We start from the raw sequence: 14,495 nt of genomic DNA on the forward strand, positions 1-14,495 counted from the left end.
GGCACTACAGAGGCTTCGGTGTCTGACCGGGACCGACGAGGCAATTGTGCGCTTCAGATCGGACCGGAGCAACGGCCCGTCGCGGCGCACAATCTTCGCTCGGCACGGCGAGCCCCAAAGAGGCTCTGCGTTGCTGAACTGGGAAAATATCAGCCCCCTGGGGCGTCCGGCGAAGGGGTCGCGGCGACCATGGGCCGGTATCTCCGGCCCATGGGAGCCGAGGCCGGCGGGGCGCCGCCGGGAGTCGTTGGGCAGACCGACCGCCTCGTGATCCAGCTCGTCGCGCGGGTGAGCGACGCCATCGCCGGGGCGACCCTCGCCCTTGTCCGGCGACCGGGCGGCGACGAGGACGACCGTCACCGGCGACTTCGCGATCGATGCCCTCTACAAGGAGATCGAGCAGCTCGTCGAGGCGAACCTCGCGGCGAGCTCTCGCCCGCCGAGCTCCGCGATTTCATCGACGTCCTCCGCCTCCTCCCCGAGCTCGAGCGCTCCGGTGACCTCGCCGAGCACATCGCGCGGCGCGGCATCGGCAGCCTCTCGAGCGAGATGTCGGCCCGCTCGCGGGGCCTCGTCGAGCGGATGGGCGAGGTCGCCTCGGCGATGTGGCGGACCTCCGCCGACGCCTACGGCGACGGCGCCCTCGACGTCGGGGCGCGCCTCGAGGAGCGCGACGACGAGATGGACGGCCTCCACGACGACCTCGCCGCCGAGCTGGAGGAGGGGCAGATGACGATCCCCGTGGTCATCGAGCTCAACCTGATCGGCCGCTTCTACGAGCGCCTCGGCGACCATGTCGTGAACCTCGCGAAGCGTGTGCCGGCACGCGCCCTCTCGCTCGGCGACCTCTTCGGCGACCCCGCGGTCGCCCGCTGAGCGCGCCGCCGACCTCCCCCGAGCGGGCCCGCGCCGCCAGCGCTCGGTCCTCGAACCAGGGGCGGAGGCGCAGCCGCATCGGGTCGAGGTTGCCGTAGAGGAGGACGGCCTCCCCGGCGGCGAGGCGGCGGAGGCGGTCCGCGGGGGCGAGGCGCCGCTCGCGGGGGCTGCGGCTCACGGCGCGGCGGCCGTCGGCGTCGATGCTCTCCCCCTCGCCCACCTCCTCAGCGTCGCCGATCAGCTCGCTCAGCTGCCGCAGGGTCGCGCCGTCCGAGACACCGGGGCAGAGCAGCTTGGCCCGGTGGTTGTTGAGCACCGTCGCGCCCCGTCGCCCGTAGCGGGCGTCGAGCTGGGCAAGGTCCTGGAAGACCGTCACCAGCTGCACGCCGTGCGCCGCGGCCGTCGAGGCGATCGTGTCGAGGTCGTCGAGGGGGGCGATGTTCGCCGCCTCGTCGAGCACGACGAGCAGCGGTGAGGCGAGGCGCCCGCCCTCGGCCTCGGCGCGGGCGAAGGCGGCGGCGAGCACCTCGCGCAGCAGCGTCACGAAGACCGGTGCGAGGCGCTCCTGCTCGCGGGGCGGCGCCACCAGATAGAGGGTGTGCGCCCCGCCGTCGAGGAGCGCCTCGGCGCGCACCTCGCTCCCGTCGCTCGCGGCGCGCACGGTGGGGTCGGCGAAGGCGGCGAGCACCGTCTCGGCCGTCGTGTACACCGAGCTCAGCTGCCGGGCGTCGCGGCGGAAGCTCGCCTCGGCAGCGAGCAGCGCCTCGGGCACCCCCGCCACCTCGAGCGCGTCGAGCACCTCGTCGACCTCCACGGCGTCGACCCAGCGCACGACGTCGGCCATCGAGGCGCCGCTCGTCGCGGCCGCGAAGAGCAGAGGCGCGAGGAGCTTCTCCGCGGTCGCGAACCAGAACGCCCCGTCCTCCACTCCCCCGCCACGCGCGCTCGCCACCGAGCACAGCCCGGCGGCGGTGCGGCGAGCGCCCGCCCAGCTGGCCGCCGCCGCGAGCGGCGACCAGGGCGCGCTCGGGCGGCCGGAGACTGCGGCCGGATCGAAGACCTGCACCCGTCCGAGACGGCTCCGCCAGTCAGCCGTCTCGCGCAGCAGGTCGCCCTTCACACTCGTCGCGACGGCCGGCCCCTGCCACTCGAGGAGCGCGGGGATCGCGAGGCCGCTGGTCTTGCCGGACTGGGTAGGGCCGAGGACGAGGAGGGACTGCGCGGCCTCGGCGGCGATGAGGCCGCGGCCGAGGGTACCGAGGACGAGCCGCCCCGGTAGCGGCCCGCGGACCTGCAGCGGGCGGGCCTCCCGTCCCTCCGCCCACGCCGCCGGCCCGGGGCCGCGAGGCCTGCGGCGGGCGCCGAGCAGCCGTCGGCCGAAATAGAGCGCGGGCAGCGGCCAGCAGGCGGCGGCGAGGTAGAGCAGCGCGGGCGGCGGGAGGTGGGAGCGCAGCGGCCCCGGCCAGCCAAGCGCCGGGCGACGGGGATGGGCGAGCACCGAGAGCGCGAGCTCAGGGGCGCGCGAGAGCGGCAGCGCGAGCGGATCGCGACCGGAAAGGACAAGGGCGAGCGCCCCCGCCCCCCAGAGCGCGAGGCCGACGGCGCAGAGGCAGGCGAGCGCTCCGAGGAGCAGCCGGGCCACGCCCTCCTCGGTCATCCGCGAGGCGGACCGCGTCGGGCGCCGCGCCATGCGCCCGGAGGCAGGGCGTACCGCCCTCAGCACGCGGCGAGCGCCGACATCGCGGCGTCGGTGTCGACGAGCGCCCGCTCGGCCGCCGCGAGGCGGTGCTCGACGAGGTAGGGGACGCCGCCGACGCGCCACAGGGCGGTCCCGCGCCGCAGGTGGGGGAGGAGGCGCCCCTCCTCCCCCGAAAGGCCGAGGGTGCGCGTCGCGAGCGGGATCTCGGAGTCGGGCTGCGCGTAGGCAACGACGGTCTCGCAGTCGGCGACGAGGCCCTCCACGAGGCGGGCGGTGGCGCTCCCTGACGGAGCGCCCGCCGCGAGGTCCGAGAGGCGGTGGGTGACGAGCACGTTGGCGACGCCGCGGGCGCGAGCGAGCTTCAGCGACGCCTGCAGGAACTGCGCGGTGGCGAGGTTCGCGAACAGCGCCCACGCCTCGTCCATGACGAGCAGCGTCGGGCCGTGCCCGTGCGTGGTGGCCGCCTCGAGCACCGCCTGCACGCAGACGATGGCGACGCCGAGCGCGCTCGACTGGTAGAGCGCGGAGAGGTCGAGGACGACCGCCGCCGCCCCGAGGTCGACCTCGGGGCTCGTCGGAGCGTCGAAGAGGCCCGCGAGGTCGCCCGCGACGAGACGGCGGAGCGAGAGCGCGAGGTCGCGGCCTTCGCGCCGTAGCTCCTCCTCGCCGGAGCGCAACGCCCGGCAGGTAGCTGGCGGCGGGTCGAGGAGCCCGTCGACGACCGTCGCGATGACCCGCACCGGACCAGCGCCCTGCGGGGCGAGCGCCTGCTCGAGGAGGGCGTGCTCGAGGGGTCGGAGCGCGCGGCCGACGAGCGCCGCGGCGACCGCCGCGAGGGTCACGAGGCAACGCCGCTCCCCCTCGTCGCCGCCTCCGAGCTCGAGCGGGTTGAGGCGCAGGCTGCCGCCCGGGCGCAGCGCGACCGGGACGACGCCGAGCGCTGCCGCGAGCGGCCCGTACTCCCCCTTCGGGTCGATCACCACGATGCGCCGCCCGAAGGCGGCCTGCCGGTAGAGGTAGGACTTCACGAAGGCGGACTTGCCGCGCCCGATCTGGCCGAGGACGAGCAGGTTCGGGTTCGTGAGCACGCCGAGGCGGTAGAGCTCGAAGGGGTCGTGCACGAAGGCACCGCCCGAGCGCTCCCGACCGACGAGGACGCCGCCGCCCGGCAGCGGTGGGCGGGCGACGAAGGGGTAGGCGGCGCAGAGCTGGGCCGTCGTCGCCTCGTGCGCGGGGAGGCGCACCTCAGCGACAGCCGCGCGCCACGGGCAGCGTGCAGCAGAAACCCTCGGCCTGCGAGCCGTAGAGGCGGCGGAGCTCGAGGCGGGCGAGCGCCCCCGCCTGCTCGACCCGGCTGCAGGCGCCCTCCAGCTCCTCGGCGCTGGCGGCGCTCACCGTCACGAAGCCGGAGAAGCGATAGGCGGCGTGGCCCTCGGCGAGCTCGCCCTCACGGCGCAACACCGCCTGCTGCTCGCGGCGCGTGCGCGCCGAGAGCGCGAAGCCGTGACGGCGGCGCAGCTCGTCGTCGGCGATCACCGAGGTGCGGGCGCGCTCCGCGGAGCGGGTCGCCTTGGTGGGAGCGATCGGCGCCATCACCACCGACACCGCCCGGCGCTCGGCGGCACCGGCGACGAGCGGCAGGAGGAAGTCGCTGCCGACCTCGTGGCGCGGCCACTCAGCGATCCAGTAGCTCGCGTGCCAGGTGGCGTCGGTACGGAGCGTGGCCCACGTCTCGTCGACGTCCACCGGCCAGGGGAAGTGCACCTCGCCGAGCAAGGGGGTGGGATCGAAGCTGCGACGCAGCATCGCCCGCAGCCCGGGCGCCGATGCCAGGCCGTCGAGGGAGACGCCGGCCTCCCGTAGCCGGTGCGCATAGCTCGCGACCGCGCCGGCGAGCGCGTGCGCCGCCTCCCCGGCGCGCCGCGCGCTCGAGGGGGCGCGCACGGTGACGACGAGCAGCGTCTCCTGGCGCAGCGCGCCCGCCCGCTCACGCGCCACGAAGGACTCGTAGCTCGCCCGCGCCGAGCGGACCGCCGCCGCCGCCGGCGCCTTCCACGTCGCGGCGATGCGCTCCCGCAGCTCGGCGGCGGCGTCGGGGACGCTGCGCACGATCCACTGCAGGCGCGCCGGCGCCGTGCCGTGCGCGGCGGAGGCGAGCACCGAGGACCAGGCCTCGATGAGCCGCGCCCGCTCGGAGGGGTCGAGCAGCGCGAACGCTCCACCCTCGGCGCTGAGCACCGCGGAGAGCGTCCCGGCGCGTGCGTCGTGCAGCGCACCGATGCTCGCCCCGTCGGGGAGCGCGAGCTCGAGGACCGAGAAGGCCGCCAGCGCCGCCGGTGGGCGCGGGCCGCGCGTCGGCCGCACGGTGTCACGGCGGGTGCCGAGCGCCGCGCCCGAGGAGAAGCGCGCCGCGACCGGCGCCCACTCCTCAAGCGTGCGGCCGCCGACGGGAAGGAAGGCGACCGCGGCGCCGAGGAGGAGGACCACCGCGACGAGCGCCCGCTCCCCGCCGCGCAGCGCGTAGAGGCCCGCCAGGCCGAGGAGCAGCGAGGTGACGACGACGACCGCCTGGCCGGTGCGGACGCCGGCGATCAGGCCCCTGCGGTCGCGTGGGCCGAAGCGAAAGGCGCGGTGCTCAGGCACCGTCGGGGCTCGCTTCGTCGTCGGCGGCGTGCCCCCCGCTCCCGCCGAACAGCTCGCGGCGGACCTGTTCCACCTCGACGTCGAACTCCGGTCCGAGCGCGGTGCCGGGGAGCATCGGGATCGGCGCGCTCGCGAGCGCTCCCACCGCCGCCCCCTCGCCGACCGGGAGCGGGATGCTCCCGATCGCGAGGGCCGCGCCACGCAAACCCCGCCGCCCGACCCCCTCCAGGTGGCCCATCGCCCCCGCCTCGATCATCGGCAGCAGGCGCAGCAGGGTGAAGGGCGAGAGCGCGGCGAGGAGCAGCAGGGCGACCCCTTCGACGAAGCCGCCGGCCCCGGCGGGCTCGCCGATCGACCCCACCCCGAGGGCGAGCACGCAGGCGATGACGAGCTTGGAGAGGACGAGCGCGAAGAGCGTCTCCCCGAGGCGCCGCGCCCAGTGCGCCGTCGAGGGGAGCAGCACACCGGCGAGCGCCAACGGGACGAAGAGCAGCGCCACCGCGATCGCCGCGCCGCGCACCGCCAGCTCGACCCAGAGCAGGAGCGCAACGGCAGAGAGCAGCACGGCGAGCAGCACCGCCTCGAAGCCCGCGAGCACGAGGGGTTGTTGGGTCGTGCCGAGCAGCACCGCGAGGCGCGAGACGAACTGCTCGGCGGGGGTGCCGGCGAGGCGGAGCGCGCCTCTCGAGAGCGTGTCCGTCACCCGCAGGAACAACAGCACCGCCTCGATCGCGGCCCCCGAGCCGAGGAGCGCGACGGGGAGGCGCACCAGCAACGTGCGCCCGAGGCGAGCGAGCTCCTGGCGCAGGACGGCGTCGATCACCGCCCCGGCGAGGAAGACCGGCACGAGCGCCGCCGAGAACCGTGCGACGAGGCCGAGCTCGGCGGAGAAGGCGGCACCGAGCGGCGGCGAGGTGGTCGAGTCGAGCACCGCGCCGAGCGCGCGCACGAGGCCCTGGGCGCCGGTGGTGATCCAGCTGGCGAGCCCCTTCAGGAGGGCTGAGACGATCGAGCCCGGGGTCAGCGGGAGTCCGAGCAGCCCGAGCAACACCGAGGGCGGCAACTCAGTGCACCGCCTGTCCGGCACCGAACAGGAAGTTCATGAGCGCCGGTGCCGCACCGATCACGAGGGCGGCGGCTCCCGAGACGAGCACCGCCCGCCTCCCCGCCGAGGCGTGCTGGTAGTTGTTGGTGTGCGAGCCGATCGCCCACGCGGCGGCACCGATCACGAGACCGACGAGGCAGACGATGAGCGCCCACCAGCCGATGCCGTCGGCGAGCTTCTGCAGGACCGCGCTCCCGGGCAGGTCGCCGGAGCTCGGGTTGAGGGTGATCGAGTCTGCGCCGAGGAGCAGCGGCGCGAGGAACGGTACAGCGGGCACGGGACACCTCCCCAGACCAAACGGTCGGCACGGTGCCGGCCGGGAGGTCGGGGGCTCCCGACGAGCTGCTTGGCAGCAGAGGCGACGCTACGGGCGGCGCGCAGCCCCGTCAAGGTGTTTCATGGCATTTCATTCAACGCCCGGCGCGAAAGCCCCGCTGCGGCAGAACTGTCATGCTGGAGTGATGGCCGACGAGGTACGAACTCGGTGACGGCGGTGCTCCAGGCGGCTCCCGCGGTGGTCGCCGCGGCGGCCGGAGGGGCGTTCCTGCTCATCATCGCCGCCTACCTCCTCGGCGGGCGACGGGGTGTGCGCCCGCTACGACAACGGCTCACCGCACTCGGTACCCGTCTCGGGGGCGACCAGCTCGCCGCCGAGCCCCGCCGCGTGGAGGAGGTGCTCGGCTACGTCGAGCGCGCCACCGAGAGCGCGGCGGTGACCGTCGCCGAGGCGAGCGCCGACGCGATCCGCCTCCGCCGCGCCCTCGACACCCTCCCCCAGGCCGTCGTCGTCTGTGATGAGCGGGGCAACGCCGTCTTCCGCAACGCCCGCGCCGTCGCGCTAATGGGCAACCGCCACAGTGACGCCCTCGCCGCGCAGGCGGTCGACGACCTGCTTGCCCAGACGGGCCCCGGCGCCTCCGAGGAGCGCACGCTCGAGCTCTACGGCCCGCCGCGGCGCACCCTCGTCGTCCGCACCCAGAGCATCGACAACGGCCAGCGCGCGCTCGGGGTGATCGCGGTGATCGAGGACGTCTCCGAGCGCCGGCGCCTCGAGGAGGTGCGGCGCGACTTCGTCGCCAACGTGAGCCATGAGCTGAAGACGCCGATGGGGGCGCTCGGCCTCCTCGCGGAGACGCTCCTCGACGAGACCGAGCCGGAGATCTCGTTGCGCCTCGCGCAGCGCATCCACACCGAGGCCTTCCGGATCTCGCGGATCATCGACGACCTCCTCGACCTCTCCCGCATCGAGAGCGAGGAGTCCCCGCCGCGCGAGCCGGTCCTCGTGAACCTCGTGATGGCCGAGGCGGTGGAGCGCGTGCGCGCCGCCGCCGACCAGCGCGACATCGAGCTGAAGCTCGAGGAGCCGAACCCCGCCGTTGCCGTCCTCGGCGACCGCCGCCAGCTCACCTCGGCCGTCTACAACCTCCTCGAGAACGCGGTGAAGTTCTCCTACGAGGGGGGCGTCGTCCACCTGCGCGGCGCCCGCGAGGGCGACGAGGTGACGATCACCATCGCCGACAAGGGGATCGGGATCCCCGTCCGCGACCTCGAGCGCGTCTTCGAGCGCTTCTACCGCGTCGACCACGGGCGCAGCCGCTCGACCGGCGGGACGGGCCTCGGCCTCGCGATCGTCCGCCACGTGGCCCAGAACCACCACGGCTTCGTCGAGGTCGACTCCCACGAGGGGGAGGGCGCGACCTTCACGCTGCACCTCCCGCTGCAGCCGCGGGGCGACGGGTGAGCGCGGCGCCCCGCGGGAACGGGGAGGGCGACCGGCCGACCCAGGTGCTGCTCGCCGAGGACGAGGAGTCCTTTATCGACGCGCTCGTCGTCGGCCTCGAGCGCGAGGGCTTCGCGGTGACGATCGCCCGCGACGGCGCGGACGCCCTCGCGACCTTCCGCGACGGCAGCTTCGACCTCGTGCTCCTCGACGTGATGCTCCCGAAGATGTCGGGCCTCGACGTCTGCCGGGCGATCCGCGCCCAGTCCGGGGTCCCGATCATCATGGTGACCGCGAAGTCGACCGAGATCGACACTGTTGTCGGCCTCGAGGTCGGCGCCGACGACTACGTCGCCAAGCCCTATCGCCTGCGCGAGCTCGTCTCGCGGATGCGGGCGGTGATGCGCCGCACGCCGGCGCCGGCGCCGGCGGCTGTCGCCTCCGCGGCGGCGGTGGCGGAGGAGGCGCCGCGGGCCGCCCTCGCGGAACGCGTCCTCGAGATCGGCGACATCCGCCTCGACCTCGACCGCCACGAGTGCATGGTGCGCGGTGCCGAGGTCTCGCTCCCCCTGAAGGAGTTCGAGCTCCTCACCCAGCTGCTGAACAACGCCGGGCGGGTGGTCACCCGTGAGGTGCTCATCGACCGGGTGTGGGGCTTCGACTACGTCGGCGACACCAAGACCCTCGACGTGCACATCAAGCGCCTCCGCTCGCGCATCGAGCTCGACCCCTCCAAGCCGCAGATGATCACGACGATCCGCGGCCTCGGCTACCGCCTCGAGGACCCGGCCCGGCACTGAGCCGTCGGCGGCCCGTGGGGCCCTCGGTACGATGACGCCGACGTGCGCCATTTCCCGGTGAGCCCGGCCCGCTTCCGACAGATCGTCGCCGCGACCGTCGGCGGCTACGCCCTCCTCGTCGTCACCGGTGGCGCCGTGCGCCTCACCGACTCCGGCCTCGGCTGCCCGGACTGGCCCTCCTGCTACGGCTACCGGCTGACCCCGAAGCTCGCCCTCCACCCCTGGGTCGAGTTCGGCAACCGTCTCGTCACCGTCGCGATCTCGGTGCTCTCGGTCGTGCTCTTCCTCGCCGCGCTGCGACTCCGTCGCGAGCGTCGCGACCTGCTCGGGCCCGCCGCCGCGATCCTCGGCGCCCTCGTCGCGCAGATCGTCCTCGGCGGCGTGCTCGTCCTCACCCACCTCAACCCCTACCTCGTCGCCCTGCACTTCGTCTTCACCCTCGGGGTGCTCGCGGTGGCGCTCGTGCTCTTCCACCGTGCCGGGGCGCCCCCGGGACCGGTCGCGCCCCTCGTCGGCGGCGCGCTCACGCTCCTCTCGCGCCTCGTGCTCGTCGTCCTCACCGCCCTCGTCTGTCTCGGGACGACGGTCACCGGGGCCGGCCCGCACGCCGGCGGTGCCGGCAGCAAGCGGATCCCGGTCGCTTTTCGCGACATCGCCGAGGCGCACTCGACCGTCGCCCTGTTCCTCATCGGTGTCGTCCTCGCGCTGCTCTTCGCCCTGCACGAGGGCAAGGCGCCCGCGACCAGCCAGCGCAAGGCGCGCCTGCTCTTCGAGCTGCTCGCGCTGCAGGGGGTGATCGGCTACACCCAGTACTTCCTGCACGACGCGGCGGGGGTGGTGGAGCTGCACCTCGCCGGGGTGACCGCCGCCTGGTGCGCGGCTGTCAGCTACTACCTCTCGCTGCACGAGCACCACCCCGTCGCCGCCGCACCGACCGGCGGGGCGCTCGGCGGCGAGGCCGAGCTCGCAGTGGCGCGATGAGCGCGTCGCGGCGATGACGACCACGCCGCTCGAGGTCGCTCCGGTCGTCGGGGCGCAGGACGCCGAGGACCAGGCGCCCGACCGCCCGTGGCTGGTGATCGTCTGGAACGACCCGATCAACCTCATGACCTACGTGACCTTCGTCTTCCAGAAGCTCTTCGGCTACTCCCTCGAGAAGGCGACGAAGCTGATGCTCGACGTGCACCGCAAGGGGCGGGCGGTCGTCTCGAGCGGGACGCGCGAGCGTGCCGAGGCGGACGTCACCCGCCTGCACGAGCACGGCCTGTGGGCGACGATGGAGCAGCCCTGATGCTCGGGCGCCAGCGCTGGCGGCTGCGCGCCGCGCACGGGGGCTTTGACGTGAACCTCCCCGCCGAGGAGCGTGAGCTCCTCCGCGAGCTGCCCGGCCACGTCGAGAGCGCCCTCGGCGAGGTCGCCGCCGGTGAGCCGGTGCCCGAGCACCTCCGCCGCCTGTTCCCGGTGGCGAACCCCCGCGACGAGCAGGCCGAGACCCGCTTCGTCGAGACGACGAGGGCACCGCTGCTCGCCCACCACCGCGCCGCGCTGGCGGTGCTCGCCGAGAGCGCGGACGCGAGGCACCTCACGCACGAGGAGGGCGAGCTGTGGCTCGCTGCGCTGAACACGCTGCGGCTCGTCCTCGGCTCCTCGCTCGGGGTGTCCGAGGACTCCGGCGAGCCGGATCCCGAGGACCCCCGCTATGCCGACTGGATCTGTTACCACTACCTCTCCTACCTCGCGAGCGAGATGATCGACCTGCTCTCGGCGTCCCTTCCGCCACCGATCCCCGGCGCCGACGACGAGCTGCCCGACGACCCGTGGGGCGAGCCCCTCGGCGGCCTCCGCTGGGACGGGACGCCCCTCCCCGAACAGCCGTGAGCGCGCCGGGCACGCTGCCGCGCATCGCCACCCTGATGGGCTCGGGCGAGCTCTCGCCCACGATGGTGAAGGTCCATCGGCAGATCCTCGAGCGGCTGGGGCCGCGCCCGGTGCCGTCGCTGTTCCTCGGCACACCCTTCGGCTTCCAGGAGAACGCGCGCGAGCTCGGCCAGCGCGCCGTCACTTACTTCTCCGAGAGCTTGCAAACGCCCCTCGACGTCGCTGCCGGTGAGGAGGGTGACGACACCCTCACCTCGCAGCTGCGCCGCTCCCGCTACGTCTTCTCCGGCCCCGGGAGCCCCACCTACGCGCTCCGCCGCTGGGAGGGGACCGCCGTCCCGCAGCTGCTGCGCGAGAAGCTCGCCGGTGGCGGGGCCGTGACCTTCGCAAGTGCCGCCGCGCTCACCCTCGGCTCGCACACGGTCCCGGTCTACGAGATCTACAAGGTCGGCGCCGAGCCCCACTGGCTCCCCGGCCTCGGCGTACTCGGTGCGGCCGGTCTCGAGGTGGCGGTGATCCCCCACTACAACAACGCCGAGGGCGGCACCCACGACACCCACTTCTGCTACCTCGGCGAGCGCCGCCTGGCCGCGATGGAGGAGCTCCTCCCCGCGGAGACCTTCGTGCTCGGTGTCGACGAGCACACGGCGCTCGTCATCGACCTCGACGAGCGCTCGGTGGAGGTGCACGGCCTCGGCGTCGTCACCGTCCGCAAGGACGGCCGCTCGGTGACCTTCGAGACCGGCAGCCGGCTCTCCCTCGACACGCTGATCGCTGCCGCCTTCGACCACGGCTCGGGCCGGGTGGCCGCGCTGCCACAGGCCGCCTCCCCACCGGACCTGCCCTACGCCGCCGGCTCGGCCTCGCCACTGTTCGACCTCATCCACGAGCGGGAAGCCGAATTCGACCGGGCGGTCGGCGGAGGCGACGCTCGGGGAGCGGCGGGGGCGGCGCTCACTCTCGAGCAGGAGCTCCACGAGTGGTCGACCGACGTGCCCGGTCAGGACGAGCTCACCCGCGCGCGGGCGAGCATCCGCGCCATGGTCGGGCGCCTCGGCGAACTCGCGGTGGGGGGGCTGCGCGACCCGCGCGAGGTGCTCGGCCCCTTCGTCGAGCTGCTCATCGAGCAGCGCCGGCGGGCGCGCGACGAGCGCCGTTTCTCCGACGCCGACCAGCTCCGCGACGCCGTCTCCGCGCTCGGGGTCGAGCTGCGCGACGGGCCGGAGGGGACCGAGTGGCACCTCACCGCCCTTGCGCCAGACAGCGGCGGCGAGGGGCGCGAGTAGCCTCGGCTGGCGCCTTGCACGGGCCGGCCCCCATCGTCCAGTGGCCGAGGACATCGCCCTTTCAAGGCGGAAACACGGGTTCGAATCCCGTTGGGGGTGCCACCTAAACAAGCACTTCAGAGCCACTTTTTGTGGCCTGATTGCGTCGCTTTGGAGGCCTGACTATTCCCGCCGCGCGCGCTACGCGCGCGATCGCGAGCGGAACGGCCGCCAGAAACCGCTCGTAACTGGGTCGGATAGCGTCCTCGCGGCCTCGACACTCGGTGATGACCAGCGCAACGCGGTGCGCGGTCTTCTCTGCGGAGGCGAACGCGTCGCCCTCCTCGTCGGCCCAGCGGGTGCGGGGAAGTCGCGCTCACTCGACGTGGCACGAGCGGGGTGGGAAGCCGCCGGCTACGAGCCGATCGGCCTCGCCCCTTCGGCGATGGCCGCGAAGGTCCTCCACGACGAGGCGGGCCTGCGCTCGGAGACTCTCGCCAAGTTCCTCCACGACGCCGAGCGCGCCACATCGCCGGTCATTCTCAGCCGCCGCAGCGTCGTGATCTTGGACGAGACCGGCATGGCTCGGACCGACGACCTCGCGCGGCTGCTCGAAATGGTCGAGGACGCGAACGCGAAGCTCGTCTTGGTCGGTGATCCGCACCAGCTCGGCGCGGTTGGACCGGGCGGCATCTTCGAACACTCGTCTCCGACCATGGCGCGCACGAGCTGGAGACGGTGCGGCGCTTTCACCACGCGTGGGAGGCCGCCGCGTCTCTTCGCTTGCGAGCACGCGACCCGGCGATCCTTGCCGCCTACGAACGTCACGACCGGATCGCGAGCGGGAGCCGCGAGCAGATGCTCGACGCCGCGTTTCGCGCCTGGCGCGAGGCGCGCGATGCGGGGAGCCCGCTCCTCCTCATGGCTGGCGACAACGCCACCGCGGAGGAGCTCGCGCGGCGTTGCCGGGCCGAGCTCGTGGCGCGCGATGAGGTCGACCGCGACGGGGTACCGATCGCGACCGGTACCGCCTCCTACGGCGACGAGATCGTGACGCTGCACAACGACCGGCGGCTCCAGACCTCGACGGGAGAGTTCGTCCGCAACGGCTCCCGCTGGCAGGTCGTCGGAGGCCTCCCAGACGGGGGCTTGTGGGTTCGTGCCCTCGACGACAACGGCAGAGTGAAGCTGCCAGCGGAGTACGTGCGCGAACACGTCGCGCTCGGCTACGCCCTCACGGTCTACAAGGCACAGGGCCAGACAGTCGACAACGCGATCGTTCTCGTCGACGAGATGATGAGCGCGGGACAGCTCTACGTCGCAATGAGCCGCGGGCGAGAGGACAACCGCGCGTTCGTGATCGTCTCTGACGACGCTCCCGAGGGCCACGTGCGCAAACCCTCGCTCGACGCGGGCGAGCTCCTCGCCCGGATCATTGGCCGCGCGGAGCTGGGTCCTTCTGCTCACGACGTGATGCGCCACAACCTCTCACGCTTCGACGATCTCTCGCTCCTCAACGATCTCTACGAGGAGGCGCGCGAGCATGTCGCGCGATCGATTGGTCCGGACCGGCGCAAAGAGATCGCCGCCTTGGAACCGCGGGCCGACGTTCAAGGAGCGGGGCGCGAGCTCCATGCAGCAGACGATGCGACCCGGCGCAGCGAAGAGCAACGAGCAGAAGCCGAAGCGCTGATACGCGAAGCAGAGCGCGAGCCGATCCGTGCGCACCTGCCCGCTCCACTCGGCAATGGGCCCCGGCAGCGCCCCTACCGCGAGTTGTCGCGGGCTAATGGGGCGCTCTTCGCTGCGCAGCGCGCCGAGCAGAACGCGTTTCGCGCCCGCGAAGAGGCCCGCCATCACCTCATCGACGCAGAGAAAGCCGCCGGCGAACTGACAGCGCTTCGTGCCGCGCAATCCCAACGCGATACCTGGCTTCGTGACCATGCGGATGAGGTGCGATGGGCCGGCGACCTCGCGCGGCGGATCGAAGCGCGTCGAGCGGAAGAGAGGACCGGCAGCGCGGACAGAGGTGGAACAGAGCGAACGCCGGGAGGCAGCAGCGCCGCACGCCGGGCCGGGGTCGAACGGGCCAACGTTCGCTCGCCTGAGAGCGGGTCGAAAGTCCCGCCTTCACGCGAGCCAGGCAATGCAGCAATCGAGGCGGTCCTCAGGCGGTGCAGCCCGACGACCAGCTCGTCGCCACCACCGCCAGCGCCGGAACGCGAGGGGCCGAACCTCGGGCGGTAGGGCCTGAACCAACGGCGGTGTCGAACGCCAAGCGGTAGTCGCTATTCCTCCAGGCAAGGTCTTCATATTCGCCCGAGGGGTCGCTTCAAGGTGTGAGCCTCTATCATTGTTGCTGCATTTAAGCTTGTAATTAAACCTTCACGGCCTGGTCAAGCAGCCTTTTTGATGGCCGGATAGCGGGTTCTCGGCGGTTTTCGGGTCCCCTTCGGCCGCCCTGGACCTGGCGTCTGGGATTTCGGTGGACTGGCCGGAGTGCCGAGCG

At 73.4% G+C, this 14,495-nt stretch carries 13 protein-coding genes, 1 tRNA gene and 1 pseudogene; 9 read left to right on the forward strand and 6 right to left on the reverse strand.

Annotated features, from left to right (window positions below; translation table 11 throughout):
• Positions 1 to 210 precede the first annotated feature (210 nt).
• Entirely contained in the window at positions 211 to 876 is a 666-nt protein-coding gene (locus VNF07_06935) for a PhoU domain-containing protein (GenBank protein ID HVB05961.1), read from the forward strand.
• A 37-nt stretch (positions 877 to 913) separates the two neighbouring features.
• Here the strand turns inward: VNF07_06935 and VNF07_06940 are convergent.
• From VNF07_06940 to VNF07_06960, 5 genes and pseudogenes are all read right to left on the reverse strand, one after another.
• Positions 914 to 2,566, reverse strand: a pseudogene (locus VNF07_06940) (type IV secretory system conjugative DNA transfer family protein).
• Positions 2,567 to 2,592: 26 nt separating this feature from the next.
• A complete protein-coding gene (locus VNF07_06945) occupies positions 2,593 to 3,819 on the reverse strand; it encodes an ATP-binding protein (GenBank protein HVB05962.1) in 1,227 nt (408 codons plus the stop codon).
• A gap of 1 nt (position 3,820) precedes the next feature.
• On the reverse strand, positions 3,821 to 5,218 hold the full coding sequence (locus VNF07_06950) for an SCO6880 family protein (GenBank protein HVB05963.1): 1,398 nt from the start codon (positions 5,216 to 5,218) through the stop codon (positions 3,821 to 3,823).
• Entirely contained in the window at positions 5,211 to 6,269 is a 1,059-nt protein-coding gene (locus VNF07_06955; GenBank protein HVB05964.1) for a hypothetical protein, read from the reverse strand. Before VNF07_06955 ends, VNF07_06950 begins: the two co-directional genes overlap by 8 nt.
• 13 nt (positions 6,270 to 6,282) lie before the next feature.
• Positions 6,283 to 6,600 carry a DUF6112 family protein gene (locus VNF07_06960; protein ID HVB05965.1) on the reverse strand — a complete coding sequence of 106 codons (318 nt, stop codon included), beginning with the start codon at positions 6,598 to 6,600 and terminating at the stop codon, positions 6,283 to 6,285.
• A gap of 207 nt (positions 6,601 to 6,807) precedes the next feature.
• Here VNF07_06960 and VNF07_06965 point away from each other — a divergent pair, with 207 nt between their 5' ends.
• From VNF07_06965 to VNF07_06995, 7 genes are all read left to right on the forward strand, one after another.
• Entirely contained in the window at positions 6,808 to 8,064 is a 1,257-nt protein-coding gene (locus VNF07_06965) for an ATP-binding protein (protein ID HVB05966.1), read from the forward strand.
• Entirely contained in the window at positions 8,061 to 8,843 is a 783-nt protein-coding gene (locus tag VNF07_06970; GenBank protein HVB05967.1) for a response regulator transcription factor, read from the forward strand. Before VNF07_06965 ends, VNF07_06970 begins: the two co-directional genes overlap by 4 nt.
• Positions 8,844 to 8,885: 42 nt before the next feature.
• The gene (locus tag VNF07_06975) at positions 8,886 to 9,824 is read left to right on the forward strand and encodes a COX15/CtaA family protein (GenBank protein HVB05968.1); all 939 of its coding nucleotides are present in this window, start codon (positions 8,886 to 8,888) and stop codon (positions 9,822 to 9,824) included.
• Positions 9,825 to 9,837: 13 nt separating this feature from the next.
• A complete protein-coding gene (gene clpS / locus VNF07_06980) occupies positions 9,838 to 10,134 on the forward strand; it encodes an ATP-dependent Clp protease adapter ClpS (protein HVB05969.1) in 297 nt (98 codons plus the stop codon).
• A complete protein-coding gene (locus VNF07_06985) occupies positions 10,134 to 10,721 on the forward strand; it encodes a DUF2017 family protein (protein HVB05970.1) in 588 nt (195 codons plus the stop codon). The genes clpS and VNF07_06985 overlap by 1 nt, the downstream gene beginning before the upstream one ends.
• Positions 10,718 to 12,007, forward strand: coding sequence for a hypothetical protein (locus VNF07_06990; protein ID HVB05971.1), 1,290 nt, complete (start codon positions 10,718 to 10,720; stop codon positions 12,005 to 12,007). The genes VNF07_06985 and VNF07_06990 overlap by 4 nt, the downstream gene beginning before the upstream one ends.
• A gap of 26 nt (positions 12,008 to 12,033) precedes the next feature.
• A tRNA-Glu gene (locus VNF07_06995) sits at positions 12,034 to 12,109 on the forward strand.
• Between the two features lie 253 nt (positions 12,110 to 12,362).
• Here the strand turns inward: VNF07_06995 and VNF07_07000 are convergent.
• On the reverse strand, positions 12,363 to 12,689 hold the full coding sequence (locus VNF07_07000) for a hypothetical protein (GenBank protein ID HVB05972.1): 327 nt from the start codon (positions 12,687 to 12,689) through the stop codon (positions 12,363 to 12,365).
• 35 nt (positions 12,690 to 12,724) lie between these two features.
• Here VNF07_07000 and VNF07_07005 point away from each other — a divergent pair, with 35 nt between their 5' ends.
• Entirely contained in the window at positions 12,725 to 14,233 is a 1,509-nt protein-coding gene (locus tag VNF07_07005) for a hypothetical protein (protein HVB05973.1), read from the forward strand.
• Positions 14,234 to 14,495: the final 262 nt, after the last annotated feature.

The organism is Acidimicrobiales bacterium, assembly GCA_035533595.1.
Classification (GTDB): Bacteria; Actinomycetota; Acidimicrobiia; order Acidimicrobiales; family Bog-793; genus DATLTN01.

What these genes read in the sequence shown, in the direction of transcription:
- VNF07_06935 (HVB05961.1), top strand. Translation starts at nt 211, where the DNA reads ATGGGAGCCGAGGCCGGCGGGGCGCCGCCGGGAGTCGTTGGGCAGACC.
- clpS (HVB05969.1), top strand. Translation starts at nt 9,838, where the DNA reads ATGACGACCACGCCGCTCGAGGTCGCTCCGGTCGTCGGGGCGCAGGAC.
- VNF07_06985 (HVB05970.1), top strand. Translation starts at nt 10,134, where the DNA reads ATGCTCGGGCGCCAGCGCTGGCGGCTGCGCGCCGCGCACGGGGGCTTT.